Below are 17,065 nucleotides of genomic sequence, written 5' to 3'. Positions count from 1 at the left end.
CGGGCGGGTACTGCGGTGCGGTGCGCTATTCCGTCGCGCCCAAATCGTGACCATGTCTGCCCAAAATACGGGCATGACAGGCTGCCGACACAATGTTGCTCACGTGTCGGGCAGGATAGTGGTAATTCAGTAGTGTGTGCGCCTATTGCAGCGCTTCTCCGTGCTGCGAAATATCCAGCCCCTCGAGCTCCTGCTCACGGGATACGCGCAGCGGCACGAACAGGCCGACGAGCTTGAGCAGGATGAAACTGACGCCCGCCGACCAGACGAGGGTGACCGCAACACCGTAGAGCTGGATCAGGAGCTGTTGAGGATTGCCCTCCAGCAGGCCGGCGGTGCCGCCGATGGCGCTGGTCGCGAACACGCCGCCAAGCAGGGTGCCGGTCAGGCCGCCGATGCCGTGGACGCCGAACACGTCGAGCGAATCGTCATAGTTGAAGCGGTGCTTCAGCCAGGTGCAGGCCCAATAGCAGACCGCCCCGGCGACGATGCCGATGACGATGCCATGCCAGGGCGCGACGAAGCCCGAGGCTGGCGTGATGGTGCCGAGGCCCGCGACCGCGCCGGAGATCATGCCGAGCACCGAGGGCTTGCGCCGCGTCGACCATTCGATCACGGCCCAGGTCAGCGCGCCGGCGCAGGCCGCAAGATGGGTCGCGGTGATCGCCATCACTGCGCGTGAGTTCGCCGCCAGCGCCGAGCCGCCGTTGAAGCCGAACCAGCCGACCCACAACAGGCCGGTGCCCATCACCGCGAGCGAGAGGTCGAACGGCGAGAGATTCTCGGTGCCGTAGCCGTGACGGCGTCCCAGCACCTTGGCCGCAACCAGGCCGCCGGTGCCGGCCGACAGATGCACCACGAGGCCGCCGGCGAAATCCAGGACGCCCATGCTGGCGAGGAAGCCGCCGCCCCACACCCAATGCGCCAGCGGAATGTAGACGAAGATGAACCAGGCGACCGAGAACAGGAGATAGGCGGAGAACCGCATCCGATCGGCCACCGAGCCCGCGACCAGCGCCACCGTGATGATGGCAAAGGTCATCTGGTACAGCATGAACAGCGATTCCGGGATGGTCTTCGCAGCCGGATTGACGCTGTCCATGGTCATGCCGGCGAGAAACCAGCGATCGAGCGTGCCGATCCATGGGCCATCGCCGACGAAGCATAGCGAATAGCCGAACGCCACCCAGAGAATGGAGATCAGCGCCACCGCGGCGAGGCTCTGCGCCATGGTCGCAAGCACGTTCTTCTTGCGCACCATGCCGGAGTAGAACAGCGCAAGTCCCGGGATCGTCATCATCAGGACCAGCGCCGTGGCAACGATCATCCAGGCGGTGTCCGCGGTGTTGATCTCGGAGCCTGCGGCGTACGCCGACGATGTTGCAGCCGACGCAAATCCGATTCCCGCAGCCATGGCAGCTGCGCGGCGCAAATATCCCGCCATCTCGTTTCCCCCAGCGTAGAAATTACGTCGCACGCTGTGGCGTATTGCCCGGTGCGATCGACGAAGACGTTATCGGAGCGCTTTCGAGCGGAGTGGATACCGGCTCGCGGCAAGAAAGCGCGTCAAACCAAGCCTAGAGCGCGTCGCTGTCGGTTTCGCCGGTGCGGATGCGCAGCGCATGATCGATCGGCGTGACGAAGATCTTGCCGTCGCCGATCTGCCCGGTGCGCGCGGTCGCGGTGATCACGCTGACGGCCTTGTCGGCGAGGTCGGAGGCGACCGCGATCTCGATGCGGAGCTTCGGCAGGAAATTCACGACATATTCGGCGCCGCGATAGATCTCGGTGTGGCCCTTCTGGCGGCCGTAGCCCTTCACCTCGGTCACGGTCATGCCGTGGATGCCGATTGCGGTCAGGGCCTGGCGGACCTCATCGAGCTTGAAGGGTTTGATGATCGCGACGACGAGTTTCATGGTCAGCCCTATTCCCCGGGATGCGCTGCGGCGTATGTCCCCGGCGCAGCGTCAATCTGGCATCTTTCCGGGCAGATGGCATAAAAAAGTTGCAGATTGAAGCGGAAAAACACCTGACCACGTCAACGGGCGCCTCTGTACAGGGCAACCGTTCATCCTTCACAATGCATTTTTGGCATGGATGCGGTGAACCCAGGCGTTCCGGCTGGTACAAAAGTATGTTTGAGGGGGACTCTACATGGCGAGTTGGTTCTACGCATCCGAGGGCAAGCAGCAGGGGCCCTTTCCGGAAGGGCAATTCCGCGACCTGATCGCCCAAGGGGTCGTGCGCCCGGACACCCTGGTCTGGACCGAAGGCATGGCCGGCTGGCAAAAGGCCGCCGAAATCCCCGGCCTGATCGGAGGCGGCGGCGCCCCGCCGATGATGCCTGGCGGCCCGCCGATGATGGGCTCGGGCGGTTATGCCGGCGCGGGCGGCTATGGCGGCCCGGGTGGAGCATCGCTCGCGGTCGATTTCGGCATCCTCGAGTTCACCTGGCGTACGCTCGCGCTGGTGATCGGTTCGTTCTTCATCATCCCGGTGCCGTGGCTGTTCGTCTGGTACACGCAATGGATCGTGTCCTGCGTGAAGGTCCCGGGCCGGCCGAATCTCAGCTTCACCGGCAATGCAATGACGCTGGTGCCCTGGTTTTTCGGCTTCATCGTTCTGGCGATCGCGATCGGCTATATCGGCAGCGAAATCCTGAGCAATCTGCTGTTCATCGTGCAGATCGTTCTCTACTGGCTCCTGATCAAATGGATGATTGCGAACCTCGCCTCCAACGGGCAGCCGCTGGGCCTGAGCTTCACCGGCTCGATCTGGGCCTATATCGGCTGGAATCTGCTGTTTGCGATCTCCATCATCACCATCATCGGCTGGGCCTGGGTGGCCGCGGCGCAGATGCGCTGGTTCTGCCGCAGCATCGAAGGGACCCGGCGCGAGATCGTGTTCAAGGGCAGCGGTCTCGACATTCTCTGGCGGGGTATCGTGGCCGTGATCCTGTGCAGCCTGATCATCCCGATCCCGTGGGTGTATCGCTGGATCATGAACTGGTTCGCCTCGCAAACCGAGCTCGTTGCGCGAGGCTCCGTTACAGCGTGACCTGAAGGCTCCTGTTGCGCGATGAGATCAGGATGATGGTCATCGCGCCTTCGGCCGTTGTTTGCCCGGTGGCCTGGAGCGATCAGGACTTCCGCTCGCGCACAGAACCCTCCTGCGCGACGGAGGCGACCAGCGTGCCGTCGGGCTTGAAGATCGAGCCGCGCGTCAGGCCGCGGCCGCCGCGCGCGCTCGGCGAGTCCTGCGCGTAGAGCAGCCATTCGTCGGCGCGGAACGGGCGGTGAAACCACATCGCGTGGTCGAGGCTCGCCGGCATCATGCGCTTGTCGAACAGCGTGCGGCCGTAGCGCGCCATGATCGCATCGAGCAGCGAAAAGTCCGAGGCGTAGGCGAGCGCGCACATGTGCAGGGCCGGATCGTCCGGCAGCGTCGCTGCCGTCTTGATCCAGACGTGAATGCGGCCATCGTCGATCTTCTGGCCGAAGTAGCGTCCCAGCTCGACCGGACGCAATTCGATCGGACGATCGGATTCATAATACCGGCGGATGAACTCCGGCATTTCCTTGAACATCGGCTGCTTCGCCACCTCCTCCGCCGTCAGCTTCTCCGGCGGCGGCACGTCGGGCATCGTATCCTGATGATCAAACGCGCTCTCTTCCTCGGTGTGGAAGGACACCATGATCGAGAAGATCGCGTTGCCGTGCTGGATCGCGGTGACGCGCCGTGTCGAATAGCTCTTGCCGTCGCGCAGGCGCTCGACCTGGTAGATGATCGGGATCTGCGGATCGCCCGGCAGGATGAAATAGCAATGCAGCGAATGCGGCAGCCGTCCCTCGACGGTGCGGCAGGCCGCAACCATCGCCTGCCCGATCACCTGACCGCCAAACACGCGCTGCCAGCTCGTCTTCGGGCTGTTGCCGCGGAACAGGTTCACCTCGAGCTGCTCGAGCTCGAGGATCGCAATGAGGTCGATCAGGCTTTTGGACATGATGGTGCTTTCGAGATCTCGTCATTCCGGGGCATCGCGATAGCGATGAACCCGGAATCCCGAGCTGACAACCTCTGGATTCCGGGTTCGCGCGTCGCGACCCCGGAATGACGGAACGAGGGGCTAGCCGCCCTTGTTTCACCGCACTGTTTCGCCCAGCTCAAGTCTGCTAGCAAGACCGAGAATTGGCCGGGAAACTTGGTATGTCGGTACAGGGTAGCATTGTCATCGGCGGCGGCGCATTTGCGGGCCTGGCCTTGGCCCTGGCATTGCGCCAGGGGCTCGGGCCCGAGATCCCCGTCATCGTCGCCGACCCCGCGCTTGGCGCACGGCCGAGCCGCGATCCTCGCGCCACCGCGATCGTGGCTGCCTGCCGCCGCCTGTTCGAGGTGATCGGCGCCTGGGACGCCGTCAGGGGCGAAGCACAGCCGATCCTCGACATGGTCGTGACTGATTCCAGGCTGGAGGACGCCACCCGTCCGGTGTTCCTGAACTTCGCCGGCGACGTCGCGCCGGGCGAGCCCTTTGCACACATGGTCGAGAACCGCCGCCTGATCGATGCACTGGTGGCACGCGCGGAAGCCGAGGGCATCGATCTCCGCGCCACCACCGTTGCGTCCTACGACGCGCGTTCCGAAGGCATCGACGTGACGCTCGGCGACGGCAGCGTGATCGCCGCGAGCCTCTTGGTCGCCGCCGACGGCGCGCGCTCGAAGCTGCGCGAGCGCGCGGGCATCGCTACCCATGGCTGGGAGTACGACCAGTCCGGCATCGTCGTCACCGTCGGCCATGAGCGCGATCACGAGGGCCGCGCCGAGGAGCACTTCCTGCCGGCCGGCCCGTTCGCGATCCTGCCGCTTTCGGGCAGGCGTTCCTCGCTGGTGTGGACCGAGCGCCGGGCCGAAGCCGCGCGCATCGTCGCGCTCAGTGACGAGGAGTTTCACGCCGAGCTCGAGCGGCGTTTCGGCCTGCATCTCGGCGAGGTCAAGGCGCTCGACAAGCCGCGCGCGTTTCCGCTGTCCTATTTCGTTGCGCGCTCCTTTATCGCAGAGCGCCTCGCGCTGGTCGGCGATGCCGCCCACGTCATCCATCCGATCGCGGGCCAGGGCCTGAACATGGGGCTGAAGGACGTCGCAGCGCTGGCCGAAGTGGTGGTCGATGCTGCACGGCTTGGCATGGACATCGGCGGGGCGGACGTGCTCGAACGCTATCAGCGCTGGCGTCGCTTCGACACGATGGCGATGGGGGTTGCCACCAACTCGCTGAACTTCCTGTTCTCCAACGAATCGACGCTGCTGCGCACGGTGCGCGACATCGGTCTCGGCCTCGTCGACCGTGCCCCGCCGCTGAAGAATCTCTTCATCCGCCAGGCAGCGGGGCTCACGGGCGAGGTGCCGCGGCTGTTGAAGGGCGAGGCTCTGTGAGGGACGAATGGTGAGTAGCGAACAGCGAGTGATTTTCCATTCGCCATTCGCCGCTCCCTACTCGCCATCCTCAATCGATCTTGCGCGCTTCTTCCGGCAGCATGATCGGGATGCCGTCGCGGATGGGATAGGCCAGCTTGGCGCTGCGCGAGATCAGCTCCTGCTTGGCGGAATCGAACTCCAGCGGACCCTTGGTCAGCGGGCAGACCAGAATCTCCAGCAATTTGGGATCGACGCTGGCTTCGGGACGTTCGGTGGCGGCGTTCATTGAAGTCTCCGGCAATGCCTTGCCTGTAGCACAGAAATTCCCGGCTGCCATCGCGGGGCGGATGCGGGGGAAGAGGGACGCAGGGTCCTCGCGGAAGCCTGCTCCCTCACTGCAGCGGCGGATCGCCGCTGGTGCGCTTCTTGGCGAGATCCATCTCGGTGACGGCGATAAGGATCTCGGCCCGGGTCTTCAGGTCAGGCGCCTCCAGCATGGCCTGCTTCTCCGCCGGGCCATAGGGTGACATCATCGCCAGCGCGTTGACGAGTGCCTCGTTGGGCGCGCTTTCGACGCCTTCCCAGTCGACCTTGAGATTGTTGGCTTTGAGGAAGTCAGCCAGCACCGCCAGCAGCGCCTCGCGGTCGACGTCGTCCTCGCCCATCCGCGCGGTGAAGTCGTCGACGAAGGCGAAGAAATCCACCTTGCACTGCCGATAGGGGGTGAGCACCTCGAGCTCCTCGACCACCTTGAAGCGCGACACGCCGGTGAGCTCGAGGATGTAGCGGCCGTCGCCGGACTCGGCGAGCTGGGTGATGCGGCCGACGCAGCCGACCCGAAACAGCGCCGGCTTGTCGGAATTCTTCGGCGTGTGCGCCACGTCGGGCTGGATCATGCCGATCAGGCGATGTCCGTCGCGGAAGGAATCGTCGACCATCGCGAGATAGCGCGGCTCGAAGATGTTGAGCGGCATCTGGCCGCGGGGCAGCAGCAGCGCGCCCGGCAACGGAAAGACCGGAATGATCTCCGGGAGGTCGGCGGGCCCGCGATATTCGATGTTGATTGGCATCTGCCCGGTCCCCTTGGCGTCGCCAGCAAGTCCCTTATGAAAATAGGATCGTCGACAAACGCTTGCGTCCCTCGACGGTTGCATCATCCGTGCCGCCCCAGGCCTCGAAGAATTGCACCAGCTGCTTGCGGGCGCCATCATCGTTCCATTTGCGGTCGCGCTTGATGATCTCGAGCAGCTGCTCGGTCGCCGCCGCGCGATTGCCTTGCGCGTTGAGCGCGGTGGCGAGGTCGAATCGGGCCTGATGATCGAGCGGGTTTGCGGCGACTTTCTGTTCCAGCTCGGCGACCGGTCCGAGCGATTTTGCCTGCTCGGCGAGATCGATCGCGGTCTGCACCGCCTTCACGGCAGGGTCATTGCGCTTGGATTCCGGCACCATGGCCAGCGTCTGCTTGGCCTGCTCCATCGCCCCGGAGACGGCGTAGCACTTCGCGAGGCCCGCAAGTGCCGCGATATTGGTCGACTCGTGCTGCAGCGCCTCGGCATAGATCTGCGCCGCTGCCGCCGCGTCGCCCTCGGCGAGCACCGCTTCGGCCTCCTGCACGATCTCGGCGACGTTGACCTCGCCCGGCGCGGTGACGCCCTTGGTCAGCCGCTCGATGAAGGCATTGACCTGGCTCTCCGGCACCGCACCCATGAAGCCGTCGGCCGGCTGGCCGTTGACGAAGGCGATCACGGCGGGGATCGACTGGATGCCCATCTGGCCCGGGATCGCCGGATGGTGGTCGATGTTCATCTTGACCAGCTTGACCTTGCCCTTGGCCGCCTTCACCGCCTTTTCCAGCACGGGGGTGAGCTGCTTGCAGGGGCCGCACCACTCCGCCCAGAAATCGATCAGCACCGGCTGGCGCTTCGATTCCTCGATCACGTCCTTCACGAAGGCTTGGGTGGTGGTGTCCTTGATCAGGTCGGCCGCAACCGGGCCCGCCGCTCCGTTACCCTGGTCGATGATCGTCACGGGATCCCCTCGTCATGTCTGGAATGGCGGCTCTTAGCACGCCGCCATATCATATGCTTGCTGTTGGCTCCTAAATTGGGCCGAATGGGCCGAATTTCAATCCAGGCGACCCGATTCGCCGGTTCCGGGGCACTTTCGCGCGGTTTGGCCGCATCCGGGGTCCATATAGGGCCTCCGATTGCGCATTGATGCCGCCGGTAGCTGTTGCATTCCCTGTCCGCTTTTGGCATACGACAGCCGTTGCCGGCGCGTCACGCGACCGACACAGGATGCGGGTGTAGCTCAGTGGTAGAGCACGACCTTGCCAAGGTCGGGGTCGAGGGTTCGAGCCCCTTCGCCCGCTCCAATTTTTCCGAGCATCAGCAATGAATTAGCAGTCCCCACCCGGGGCGAGCCGACGCGCCGATTGGAAGCGGGGTAAAGCCAGGGTAAAGTGCAGGGGTCGCGGCATGCTTCCGGCCCGGCTTTCCGCTTGAGAGGCCGTGCGAGACCCCAGGTTGAGGCTGAATCTCCTCCGCAACACATATTAAGGAATTTCCCAGCTTTCTCCTCTTAAGCCTTAGTTGCGCTTCCCATTCCCGCAATTTGCGATATGCATTGCTTAAAAGCGAGGGGGAACTGGGTGAAGGCTTCGGCACAGGTTAAGTATAAAGGCCATCCTCTTCCGGCAAGCTGCCCTCCACAAGGTGCTTCAATTACCTCGAACAGCACCTATCTCAGGTTGGTCCCAGCGTCTAAGGTGACGGCCGACGACTTTAAGTCGGGCGACGCGCTTGGTCGAAAGAAGCCATCCCACGTCGATGAGTGCACTTGGAAAGCCTGTTCGGTGTTCGTGGATACGACGCCGCGCCACAAGCTGGCTGATCTGACCAAGTTGCCCAACTTGAACCACATGAAGTTTGTTGCGCACCTAAGTGTCGACAAATCCGCGGGCATGGTCAAACCTCACGCGCGCGACCCGGAACACATTAGCTTTTGGATGTACGCCAGCTACGAGCCCGAGAAAGCAGTAATCAAAATCGAACCGCTGTCATGACGGCTCAAGCAAAAACAGCAAAGGTGGTGGAGGACCTCGTTGACTACGAGGGGCCTCAGTTGTTGCTGCTAAAAACCAACCGAAAATTTCACATGCTGGCGGTTGCGATTCAGCGAGAAGGATTTGAGTCCGCTTTTTTTGGCTGCGAAGTGACCGAGAAAGTGTTCGAAACTTATTTTGATGAGATTGCTGATTTGAATTTTGTCTTCCAGCGCGCCTATGGAAAGAATTATTACTTTTTCGACTTGTCTAGCGCTGACAATGGGGAGGTGGCGCTCCAAAAAGCATCCGTCGATGACTCGCAAAAGCCAGAGTACTGGCCACAGGTGGGTTTCTTTGCCCGCTCGCATACCAGCCCTTTACATCGCTCCAAGCGAGCGGGTTCAACAAAGACATTCAAGATCGACGGACGTTGGGGTGCGGACGATTTCTCGCATTTCCACGGCAAGATGGACGATCTGTACAGCCTCTTCGGTGTGATTGAGCGGCTTGATCCATCATACACCAACAGCGCTGAAGAAAATCACTTTATCAGGCAGGCGATCAAAGACCGCTTCTGGCAAGGTGGAGGAAGCTACGGCGGGTTTTATGGTAGCCTTACTGAGCGCAGCAAGCATACTAACTTTGCTCCCTTGGAAGTCGCGAGGATTGCTTATGCGTCTCCGGGAGAGATTTCTCTTCGCGGGAACAAGAAGGCGCTCACGGACATTGCCAACACAATTCAGACCTTCGACGAGCATTGGGAAATGCTTCGAGGTGCCTATCTGAATATCTACGGCGTCCTTCGAAAGGAAAAACTTCTATCCGCTCGACCGACCAAGTCTTTTTCTAGTGTTGCTGTTCGCAACATCATCAGAAAGAATTCAAGCGACTTGGCAATCAAGATGGGTATAGACAAGGTCGATGAGTTGTATGCGGTTTGCGACTCCAACACGCTTGTATTCAGCAAAGTAGTTCTTTCGATCTTTCGGCGCGCGAACGAGCTCTACCTCTATTACGCCGAGGGCCGAGTTCAGGCTGCGGACTAAAGGGACGCCGGTCCTTCGAACGCGTTGTGCGTTTATGTAGTTGATCGGACCCGTTTTAGTTTGATCATTCGGACATCGGCCAACAGCTCAGGCTTCGACTTTTCGACTCGATCAAGAATATCGGAAACGCCGTAAGGCCAATGTCTAGCGTTCTCACCGAGAATGGCATCGAGCAAGGACAGCACACTTTCGGGGTACTTTTCCACCAGTCGCTCGTTATCGTGCCGTTCTATGGGAAGGTTGATGTAGTCCTGATCCGTAGGAACCAGCAACGGAAGAATGCAGTCAACGAAGAGTGGAAATCGGCTGCCTTGCGCAAAAGCTAGTTCCGCCAGCTTCGCAGAAATCCTTGGGGTCTTAAGTGAGATCTGTTTCGGCCACACGCGCTTGAGCAAATTAAAAGCGTCTTCTCGCCACTTCTCATCTGCTCGTTTTGTCCAATTTTGCAAATGCCAAAGCAACTGCTCACGGAATTCGTCATCGGCCTCCTGCAAGGTGTGTGTTAGCTCGGCATCGCTAACAGCTCGCGCATCTCCATCATCTACTCTGGCGCCCCAACCTGCCAATATCATTCCGGCTAGAATTTCCGCATGTTTGCGCCGGGTCTCGGACTGCCTGTGCGCAAGGCGGAGCAGAGCTGGCTTGATCAGCTTAAATAAGGGCGGCTGCGGAATCCTGGCTCCCCAAAAGAAACCTGCCCAGAAAGCATCGCTGTCAGCATCCTGGCGCTGAATACATGGAAGCAAGGAGCTGATTACCCAGGCTTCGTCCCGCGCAAACAGCCAAACGAGATTGTGACAGAGAATCGCGAGGGCATGACGACGATGATCTTTTGGCAACGAAAGAAGCTCGTCAGCACGAATCTTCCACCAATCTGGCATTCGGTCGTTTCGATCCAGTTTGCCTATGACGGAATCTGTCAAAAGTAGCTGTGCGAGATATCCCACAGGGGAATTCAGGGCCTCCGTGGCCCAATCAACACTTTGGGCGCGAGCGCCCCCTCGATCGCGCTCGGCATCTGGTCGTGCTAAGAGGGGCACTAGCCGGCCCCAGAGATCATTCAAAATTTCGCGGTGGTCGGGCAGCAAGTTCTTGTGAACGCGCAGCATCCAATCGGATGCGGCGTTCAGTATCTTGCTCAGCGATTCATCTGGCAGGCGAGCTAGACGGCAGGCTATCAATACTGAAAAGCGTACTTTTTCCTGTCGGCTACTTGTGTGATTGAGAAACTCTCTCCAGAACTCGTCCCTGAATTTCCCATCTCTCAATGCAGCATTCAGTGCTCCGAAAGCACGAACGGGCTTTGTGTCACAGAGTCCAGCGAATGGGTCGCGCTCGACGAAAAATCGATCTTGCGCTCGTCCTGATAGAGACGCGGCAACGTCCAGAATCTCAGATAGCGGCTTGTCTTGCAGCTCGTCGCTTCGGGTGTCTGTCTTTACCCAACCTGTGCGCATACCCATAGAGAATGCGGCCCCCTTCGCCCACTCGGGCTTCCACTGAGGCGCATCGGCTTGGAGCGTTCGCGAAACGGCATCTATGTCAAAGGTGAAGACACATTGTTTAGAGTGGAGATAGTGTATCCGATTGAGAATTGCATGGGCTCTGCTCTCTTTGAAGTCATTACCTGATTCTCGCGGCCACCTTTTCCTTCCCTGCAAAATTCGTCGTTCGATACTCTGCTTTGTGCGGGTGGGCATCTCGCTCCAGCGCGCCGACAACGCCAATAATAGGTCTCGCTGGTGGGCGCTGTTCCAAAACTCTTCACGCGAAACGATTCTAAGTACATCCGCGATTTCGTTTCTAGGAACGAGCCGTTTGTCGTTCAAAGACCAGATTATCAGGTGCGCTGCAATCGGGCCAGTTGACCCTCTCCATGAGCCGATCTCGGATTTTGCGGCGAGAGCGTCGACTTTTAGCAGGGCCTGCAAAAGATCGAAATATCGGAAAAGAGGACTATTGATGCCGTGCTTATACTCGCGTTCCGAAGTTTCCTCGCCTTCCTCTTTCTCGATCGAGAGCAAGCTGTGCAATCCATATCCGCCCAGCTCCTCCTCTAGAGCCGCACCTAATTCGAGATTGTCGCGAAACGTCTTGATCACAGCTGGAAGAAAGGAATCAGGTATCGTGAGCCCCTCGTCGTGCACAGGATATGTCACGTCCAGGTGCATCAGGTCCCCTAGCCGCTCTACAGCGTTCGGGGGCCGCGGCGAACTATTGAAAGGCCTATCGACTTTCACAACGGGACGAAGGATTACTCCGAGAGCACGGACCGCTTCCGGAGTCCATCCCTCAGCTTTTACTTGGGCTACCCATTGGTAATACTCATCAGAGGCGTCCCGATTGCGGGTCCTCCAAGAATTTATCAAATAGCGCCAAGCCTTTCTGACTAAGGGTGCCGAAGTCGGTTCCGCCCGCTCACTGCTATACACAATTTGGCGCTGTATGTCGGGATGGAGACCGTGTTGGAACGCAGCCCACCAGATTGCAGCCGGTTGATCTGCGACCCTTTGAAACCAACGTCCAAGATGGGCAATCCTAGGTGCCAAGCGAGGAGCGTTGATTGCCCAATGACCTCGCAGCGCAGAAACTTGATCTTCTTGCAAGTTCTGGCGATCCTCACGCGTGAGTGAGAAAGCGCTCCACGCATTCGCGGGTATTTCGAAACGATCAAACGCACTACTCTCGGGATCAGCGAGGGGCGGCACCGGATCGCTGTCAAGCCCGTACGCGTCAAAAGGAGCGAAGTGACGGCCGGGATTCGCGAGCGATCCGGTGCGACCCGGTCTAGCGAAGCGAAAGAATGGATCAAAGGTGCATAACCACTCTGCTGGCAGCGCATCAACATTCGTGGCAATGCGCCTTGCTCCATCTAGCGTGGACGCAACATGAGCAATTTGACCCCGAACGTGAGGTTCACAAGCTTCAGGACCCCCCATCGCTGTGGCCAGAAGACGCGCATGCCAATCGCTTGGATTTCGTGCTCTCTGAGCCCACAATTCCAGCGAACTCCACAGAACATCATGATTGCCAGCCTCGTACACAATCGGCTTCACGCCCTTCTGCATCCACCGAGCTTGAGCATCCTCATACGAGCCGGATTGCAGCGCGTAAGCCCCGCTGAATTGACCGGGAGAGCGGTTGAGCGCCTCAAGCAAATATTGCATTGGCGGATCGTCGGCTGAATATCCAACGAACACGACGAAATACCGCTCCAGTACTTCCTTTATAAAGTCCGACGCCCACCGTTCGGATAGATAGGCACGGCCAAACTCCGCACTCGAAATAATAAGGCCATCACCAGCGGCGTCGGTATAGTCCGGAGTGACATGCCCATGGAGGTGAATGATCCCGCGGAACTCATCACCGCGTCTGGGGTCTGGTAGTCGCGGATATCTCGAAACTGGAATCGATTTCTCGCAATCCTCAAACAATAGGTCGAAGTTGGTAGTTATCAGTCGAACCGTTCCATCCGGCCCACGTGCGAGGTCGATGAGCACGCGGTGCGCCGTCAAATCCGGAGTCCCTTCCGGTTTCAAAGATTCCGCGATCGCGCGGTGTATATCCTTAGCCCGGAAGTCCCGCTCCATTAAGCCAAACACGCGATCGGCCGATATTAGTCCACCTACCCCTTCGATAGCTGGACTATTTGCAATGGCGTCAATCACCTTGCGTGCAGGATTATCTGCTGAGACAAGCAACCGGTCTGCAACGTCGCGAGCCAGGCCTATAAAGTCACGCAGTCCTGCCTTAGCTCGCGAAACACCAGCTCCACAGAAAAAGACAACCCGTCCTTCGTCGCGAGCCACGAGGAGTTCGCCGGGAAAGTCGGGTCCTTTGGCCGAAAATCGCACCGTTCTATTCCCTGTCTCGAAGCAATCCGAATCGATGCGAATTGCCAATACGTGTCAGTGTACCAAAATCGCCTCGAAGCCTTTAATCCATCTCCTACGGGTTTGTTTATGGTTGAACAGTCGATGATTTCCTGCGCTCCGTTCTTGCCCTCATAGCGACTGCGGACCGCGGAGGACCCGAAGAAAAATTTCATAAGCATGCACGCGGCAAATATTTCTCTTCTTGACCGCGCAAAAAAATTCTCATCGATCGATACACACGTCACGCCCAACGCGGCGCTATTGAGCAATGCAGATGCAGCACTCGACGCTTTCAGCACGCGAGTTGGAGGAATCGTTTGTGGGGTCATGTGATTGATAAGAAAAACAAAAGACGGAATTGGCCGCGGGCCGCCATCACCATTCCGATATACACGGTGGCGTTTGGTCAGCATGTATTAAGTAGCTGATATCTAACAATAATCGTGCTGACCATTCTTTGGTCAGCATGGAGAGTTTGGTCAGCATGGAGATGGTCAGCATGCTCCATGCTGACCAAGGCTTGGTCAGCACTCCCACCCCTATTTTTATAGGGTTTCGTTCATGCTGACCAAAACTCCCCGTGTATATAAAGGTCAGCAAGCCCCAACAGCGGACGTCCGGCTCTTTTTCGCGGCTTCTGCAAAGGGCCATCAGCGGAAGTCCGGATTCGCGCGCGGGGGCGAGGCCTACCTATCAATGGGCGAGAATGAGCGCACGACCTCATATATGCCCGGCTCAAATTTCGCGATCGTGAGCGCCTCTTCGAGAAAGGGTAGCGGTCCAGGATCCTGGCGCATGGACTCATAGTCTTCCGCGCTGCGCCACTGCGCATACATGGTCACTTTCGTGCCGTCGAGGCTCCGATGAAGGGTCGAGGAAACAAAGCCAGGTGCCCGGCTGACGAATTCATCGGTTGCGCGCGTGAGCAAAACGAGGAGCCGGTCCTGGTTGGCGGGATCTACCGTGAAGACATTTATTAGGCTGATCATACGGTCGGTCCTTTCTTTTGTTGCCTGATGTCTTGCCTATCACGGGGGGAGTCCAATAGGACGGTCACCATCTTCAGCCTCACGCCGGATTTACCGCCCGAGGTCGTTGTTGGACGCAAATGACGCGCCCCTGAGAGAACCCTATCAAACCAGAGGTGGGCCGCACCGGGTCAAGGCCATTGATGCCCGTTGCGGGTCACAAGCCGCCATCGCGCGTAGCGCGGCAATGTCCGCTTCGGCGCCTAGCCGAAGTCGATCTCGGGGCCGGGAAGGGACCACACGTAAGCGGAACCCTTGCCAAAGCCGCTGCGCTCGCTCCTAACGCCAATACCTTCGAAGGCAGCGCGGCGGACGGTGCGCCAACTATGGCCCCGCTCTTCCGCCCGGTCCTTTAATTTGTCAGACGGCTTAGGCCCGCTTGCCAATTCGTCCTCTAGGAACGTGATCGCCGCTTCGAGGGCCGAACCCTTCTCCTGTTCGCCACCGTTGTCCATCTGGCGGAAGACCTGCCCGGCGGACATCTCCGTTTCGCCGGTCCATTTGATACGCGGCACCTTCAGCACAAGCCCGGCGGCGGTCGTGACGGTCGTCTCTTCAATCTCATATGTGAGTCCCGGCACAGGGGCGCCGATGTTGCTCTTACCCTTGACAAAGAACTTGCGGGCGGTTTCCTTCCTATCCCGCATCTCCGGCGCAACGAACCACCCACAGCGCGCAATCGCGGTGAACGCCTGCGAGTCGAGCATGCGCGTGAGCGGGGCATTGCCGCCGCTATTCTTGGTAAGATGGGACAAGAATAGCACCGCCACGTCATGGCGTTCGGCGAGGTGGCCGAGTGGACTCAAGACGGAACGGACTTCGGACGCCTTAAATGTGTCGGTCCCATTGCGCCCGCCGGCGCCCATGTAGGAATTGATTGGATCGATTACAACAAGCGCAACGTCGTTGCAGGTCCGAATAAGCTCCGCCAAACCGGGCAGATCGTTGGCAAGGTTGAACATGCGCTCAGGCCGACCCTTCAAGGGTTTGACCATCATCTGCACAATCATTACCCTCGAAACATCGGCACCTGCAGCCTTTAGGCGCGGAACGATGGTGTCCCCGGCGTCATCCTCTGCGGCCAGTACGATGACCGAGCCCGGCGCCGGCTCGCCGGACTTATCGGGCCATGCGACCCCTGTTGTGACGCGAGCGATCAAATCAATAGTAATTTGAGACTTGCCCTGATCGGGTGGCCCGGCGAGGAAGTTCAGCTTTCCGCGCGCAACCCGGTTCGGCCATAGCCAGTTGATCGGCTCCGGTTCGACCTCACTTGCGAGTTGATACCGAACCCCGCTATCGGTCCTATAGACTGTTGCATTCTTCGGGCAGTCTTCAACCGATTCAAAATCCCATTTCAGCGCGGGGTCCTCCTCAAAGTCTTCATCAGGCGTCGCGCGACCGAAGATGACATTCAGGTTCTCCGGGCTGATACCGTTGTCCAATAGTCGGCGCCGCAAGGTGCCAGCGCCACGGCCGCCCGGCTTGTCGGCGGTAAACGAGTCCCATCTAAGTTCGTTCGCGTCGCGGTGTTCCTGGCCCGCATAGTTCGGGTCTTCCTGACACCAATCAAGAAAGAATTCTTTGACGTCGTGGTCGTTGTTGCTGAGCGTGTGCAGCGCCATCGCGACTTCTTCCCATTCGGGGTTGCCGGGGACGATGTGCGCGGGGTCTGCATCCTTGAGCATCAATTCAACGTCTTCAAGCCCGATAGTGTCGAACCCTTCGGGGGGCTCATCGCTGGGCGCCGTCTCGTTTCGGCGTAGCCGCGGCAGCGCCTCGTCTAACGCTGCCATCGTATGCGGCTGCTCGTATTGCCGCGCCTCAATGATTCGGCTGACGAACGGCTTGCCCTTCTGATGCTTGAAGCCGGGCATGCGCAGCACACGCGGCACATCGCAAACGCTAGGATCGCCGCCGTATGCTTTCGCAAGGCGCTGAACCATCTGCTTCGCTGCGACGAAGTCGTTCGTGGGTTCAATGATGAAAATGCATTGGTGCTTGCCCGGCGAGGTCTCGATAATCACGTGAGGCTCTAGGCCGCGGAGCCACTTTTTCGGCAGCGGTGCTGTGTCAAGATCAAGTGGCAGCGCCAAGACCTTCCGGAAGTTTGCGCGTTTGGTGCCTTTGCCATCTGAAAGATTCAGGGTGTAATAGATGGCGAAGCCCTTATTGTTGAGGCGCTTCAGCTTGTCCCACAGATCCGGCAGCGTGCCGCGGTGACGCAAGCGAATGGGGCGGCTGGTGAGCGCTTTCTTCGCGGCGTCTGTCTCGGGGATGGCTCGGAAGTCCATGATGGCGCCGGCGTCGCCACGAAGAGTCTCGATTAGCTCCAATCCCGCCGTGAGTGTTCCTTTGTCTCTTTGACCGTTTCCCGGCATACTCATCTGCTCAACTCCACACTGCCTTCACTGCCCCGACCGCGTTGCATCCGCGGCTGGGGTTTCCTTTTGAGTCGCCGGGGAGCGTTTCGTCTATGATCTGATGCGATGTCCCTCAAAAGCTTCTCGAATAGCGCGTCGTCGAAGCTGTTGTTCAGCCGGGCGTGCAGGAGCGCCCCAATTAGGCCTAGCTCTTGCTTCGATACGTTCCACGGCCACTCACATGCCTTTTCGGCGAAGTACATGGTCGGGGGACAGAAGACCCCTGCCAGCTTCTGTA

At 59.5% G+C, this 17,065-nt stretch carries 13 protein-coding genes and 1 tRNA gene; 5 read left to right on the top strand and 9 right to left on the bottom strand.

Annotation, left to right across the window (positions count from 1 at the left end; translation table 11 throughout):
* Positions 1–142 precede the first annotated feature (142 nt).
* Positions 143–1,444 carry an ammonium transporter gene (locus ASG57_RS30605; RefSeq protein WP_057198765.1) on the bottom strand — a complete coding sequence of 434 codons (1,302 nt, stop codon included), beginning with the start codon at positions 1,442–1,444 and terminating at the stop codon, positions 143–145.
* A 133-nt stretch (positions 1,445–1,577) separates the two neighbouring features.
* Positions 1,578–1,916, bottom strand: coding sequence for a P-II family nitrogen regulator (locus ASG57_RS30600; RefSeq protein ID WP_024338720.1), 339 nt, complete (start codon positions 1,914–1,916; stop codon positions 1,578–1,580).
* Between the two features lie 238 nt (positions 1,917–2,154).
* Between ASG57_RS30600 and ASG57_RS30595 the strand changes: the two genes are divergently transcribed.
* Complete coding sequence (locus ASG57_RS30595) at positions 2,155–3,057, top strand: DUF4339 domain-containing protein (RefSeq protein ID WP_057198764.1); 903 nt, start codon at positions 2,155–2,157, stop codon at positions 3,055–3,057.
* Between the two features lie 82 nt (positions 3,058–3,139).
* On the opposite strand, the gene tesB is transcribed toward ASG57_RS30595, so the two are convergent.
* Positions 3,140–4,003, bottom strand: coding sequence for an acyl-CoA thioesterase II (gene tesB / locus ASG57_RS30590; protein WP_024338722.1), 864 nt, complete (start codon positions 4,001–4,003; stop codon positions 3,140–3,142).
* Positions 4,004–4,206: 203 nt separating this feature from the next.
* On the opposite strand from tesB, the gene ASG57_RS30585 reads away from it, so the two are divergent.
* Entirely contained in the window at positions 4,207–5,427 is a 1,221-nt protein-coding gene (locus ASG57_RS30585; RefSeq protein WP_024338723.1) for a ubiquinone biosynthesis hydroxylase, read from the top strand.
* Positions 5,428–5,497: 70 nt separating this feature from the next.
* Here ASG57_RS30585 and ASG57_RS30580 read toward each other — a convergent pair whose 3' ends face one another.
* From ASG57_RS30580 to trxA, 3 genes are all read right to left on the bottom strand, one after another.
* Positions 5,498–5,695 carry a Trm112 family protein gene (locus ASG57_RS30580; protein ID WP_024338724.1) on the bottom strand — a complete coding sequence of 66 codons (198 nt, stop codon included), beginning with the start codon at positions 5,693–5,695 and terminating at the stop codon, positions 5,498–5,500.
* A gap of 106 nt (positions 5,696–5,801) precedes the next feature.
* Positions 5,802–6,479 carry an LON peptidase substrate-binding domain-containing protein gene (locus tag ASG57_RS30575; RefSeq protein WP_024338725.1) on the bottom strand — a complete coding sequence of 226 codons (678 nt, stop codon included), beginning with the start codon at positions 6,477–6,479 and terminating at the stop codon, positions 5,802–5,804.
* A 34-nt stretch (positions 6,480–6,513) separates the two neighbouring features.
* The gene (trxA, locus tag ASG57_RS30570) at positions 6,514–7,437 is read right to left on the bottom strand and encodes a thioredoxin (RefSeq protein ID WP_024338726.1); all 924 of its coding nucleotides are present in this window, start codon (positions 7,435–7,437) and stop codon (positions 6,514–6,516) included.
* A gap of 271 nt (positions 7,438–7,708) precedes the next feature.
* Between trxA and ASG57_RS30565 the strand changes: the two genes are divergently transcribed.
* From ASG57_RS30565 to ASG57_RS30555, 3 genes are all read left to right on the top strand, one after another.
* Positions 7,709–7,783: transfer RNA gene (locus ASG57_RS30565), tRNA-Gly, on the top strand.
* A 393-nt stretch (positions 7,784–8,176) separates the two neighbouring features.
* On the top strand, positions 8,177–8,473 hold the full coding sequence (locus ASG57_RS30560) for a hypothetical protein (RefSeq protein WP_156402865.1): 297 nt from the start codon (positions 8,177–8,179) through the stop codon (positions 8,471–8,473).
* Entirely contained in the window at positions 8,470–9,501 is a 1,032-nt protein-coding gene (locus tag ASG57_RS30555) for a hypothetical protein (RefSeq protein WP_057198762.1), read from the top strand. The genes ASG57_RS30560 and ASG57_RS30555 overlap by 4 nt, the downstream gene beginning before the upstream one ends.
* Positions 9,502–9,533: 32 nt before the next feature.
* Here ASG57_RS30555 and ASG57_RS37295 read toward each other — a convergent pair whose 3' ends face one another.
* The 3 genes from ASG57_RS37295 to ASG57_RS30540 form a co-directional block, all read right to left on the bottom strand.
* Positions 9,534–13,355 carry an SIR2 family protein gene (locus ASG57_RS37295; RefSeq protein ID WP_156402864.1) on the bottom strand — a complete coding sequence of 1,274 codons (3,822 nt, stop codon included), beginning with the start codon at positions 13,353–13,355 and terminating at the stop codon, positions 9,534–9,536.
* 707 nt (positions 13,356–14,062) lie between these two features.
* Positions 14,063–14,365, bottom strand: coding sequence for an antibiotic biosynthesis monooxygenase family protein (locus tag ASG57_RS30545; protein ID WP_057198760.1), 303 nt, complete (start codon positions 14,363–14,365; stop codon positions 14,063–14,065).
* Between the two features lie 242 nt (positions 14,366–14,607).
* Positions 14,608–16,791, bottom strand: a complete 2,184-nt coding sequence (locus ASG57_RS30540) for an AAA family ATPase (RefSeq protein WP_082529085.1) — start codon at positions 16,789–16,791, stop codon at positions 14,608–14,610.
* Between the last annotated feature and the right edge of the window lie 274 nt (positions 16,792–17,065).

It is taken from the genome of Bradyrhizobium sp. Leaf396 (assembly GCF_001424605.1).
GTDB lineage: Bacteria > Pseudomonadota > Alphaproteobacteria > Rhizobiales > Xanthobacteraceae > Bradyrhizobium > Bradyrhizobium japonicum_C.
Note: the sequence above shows the minus strand (reverse complement) of the source record. Positions and strands in the feature narration are given on the sequence as shown.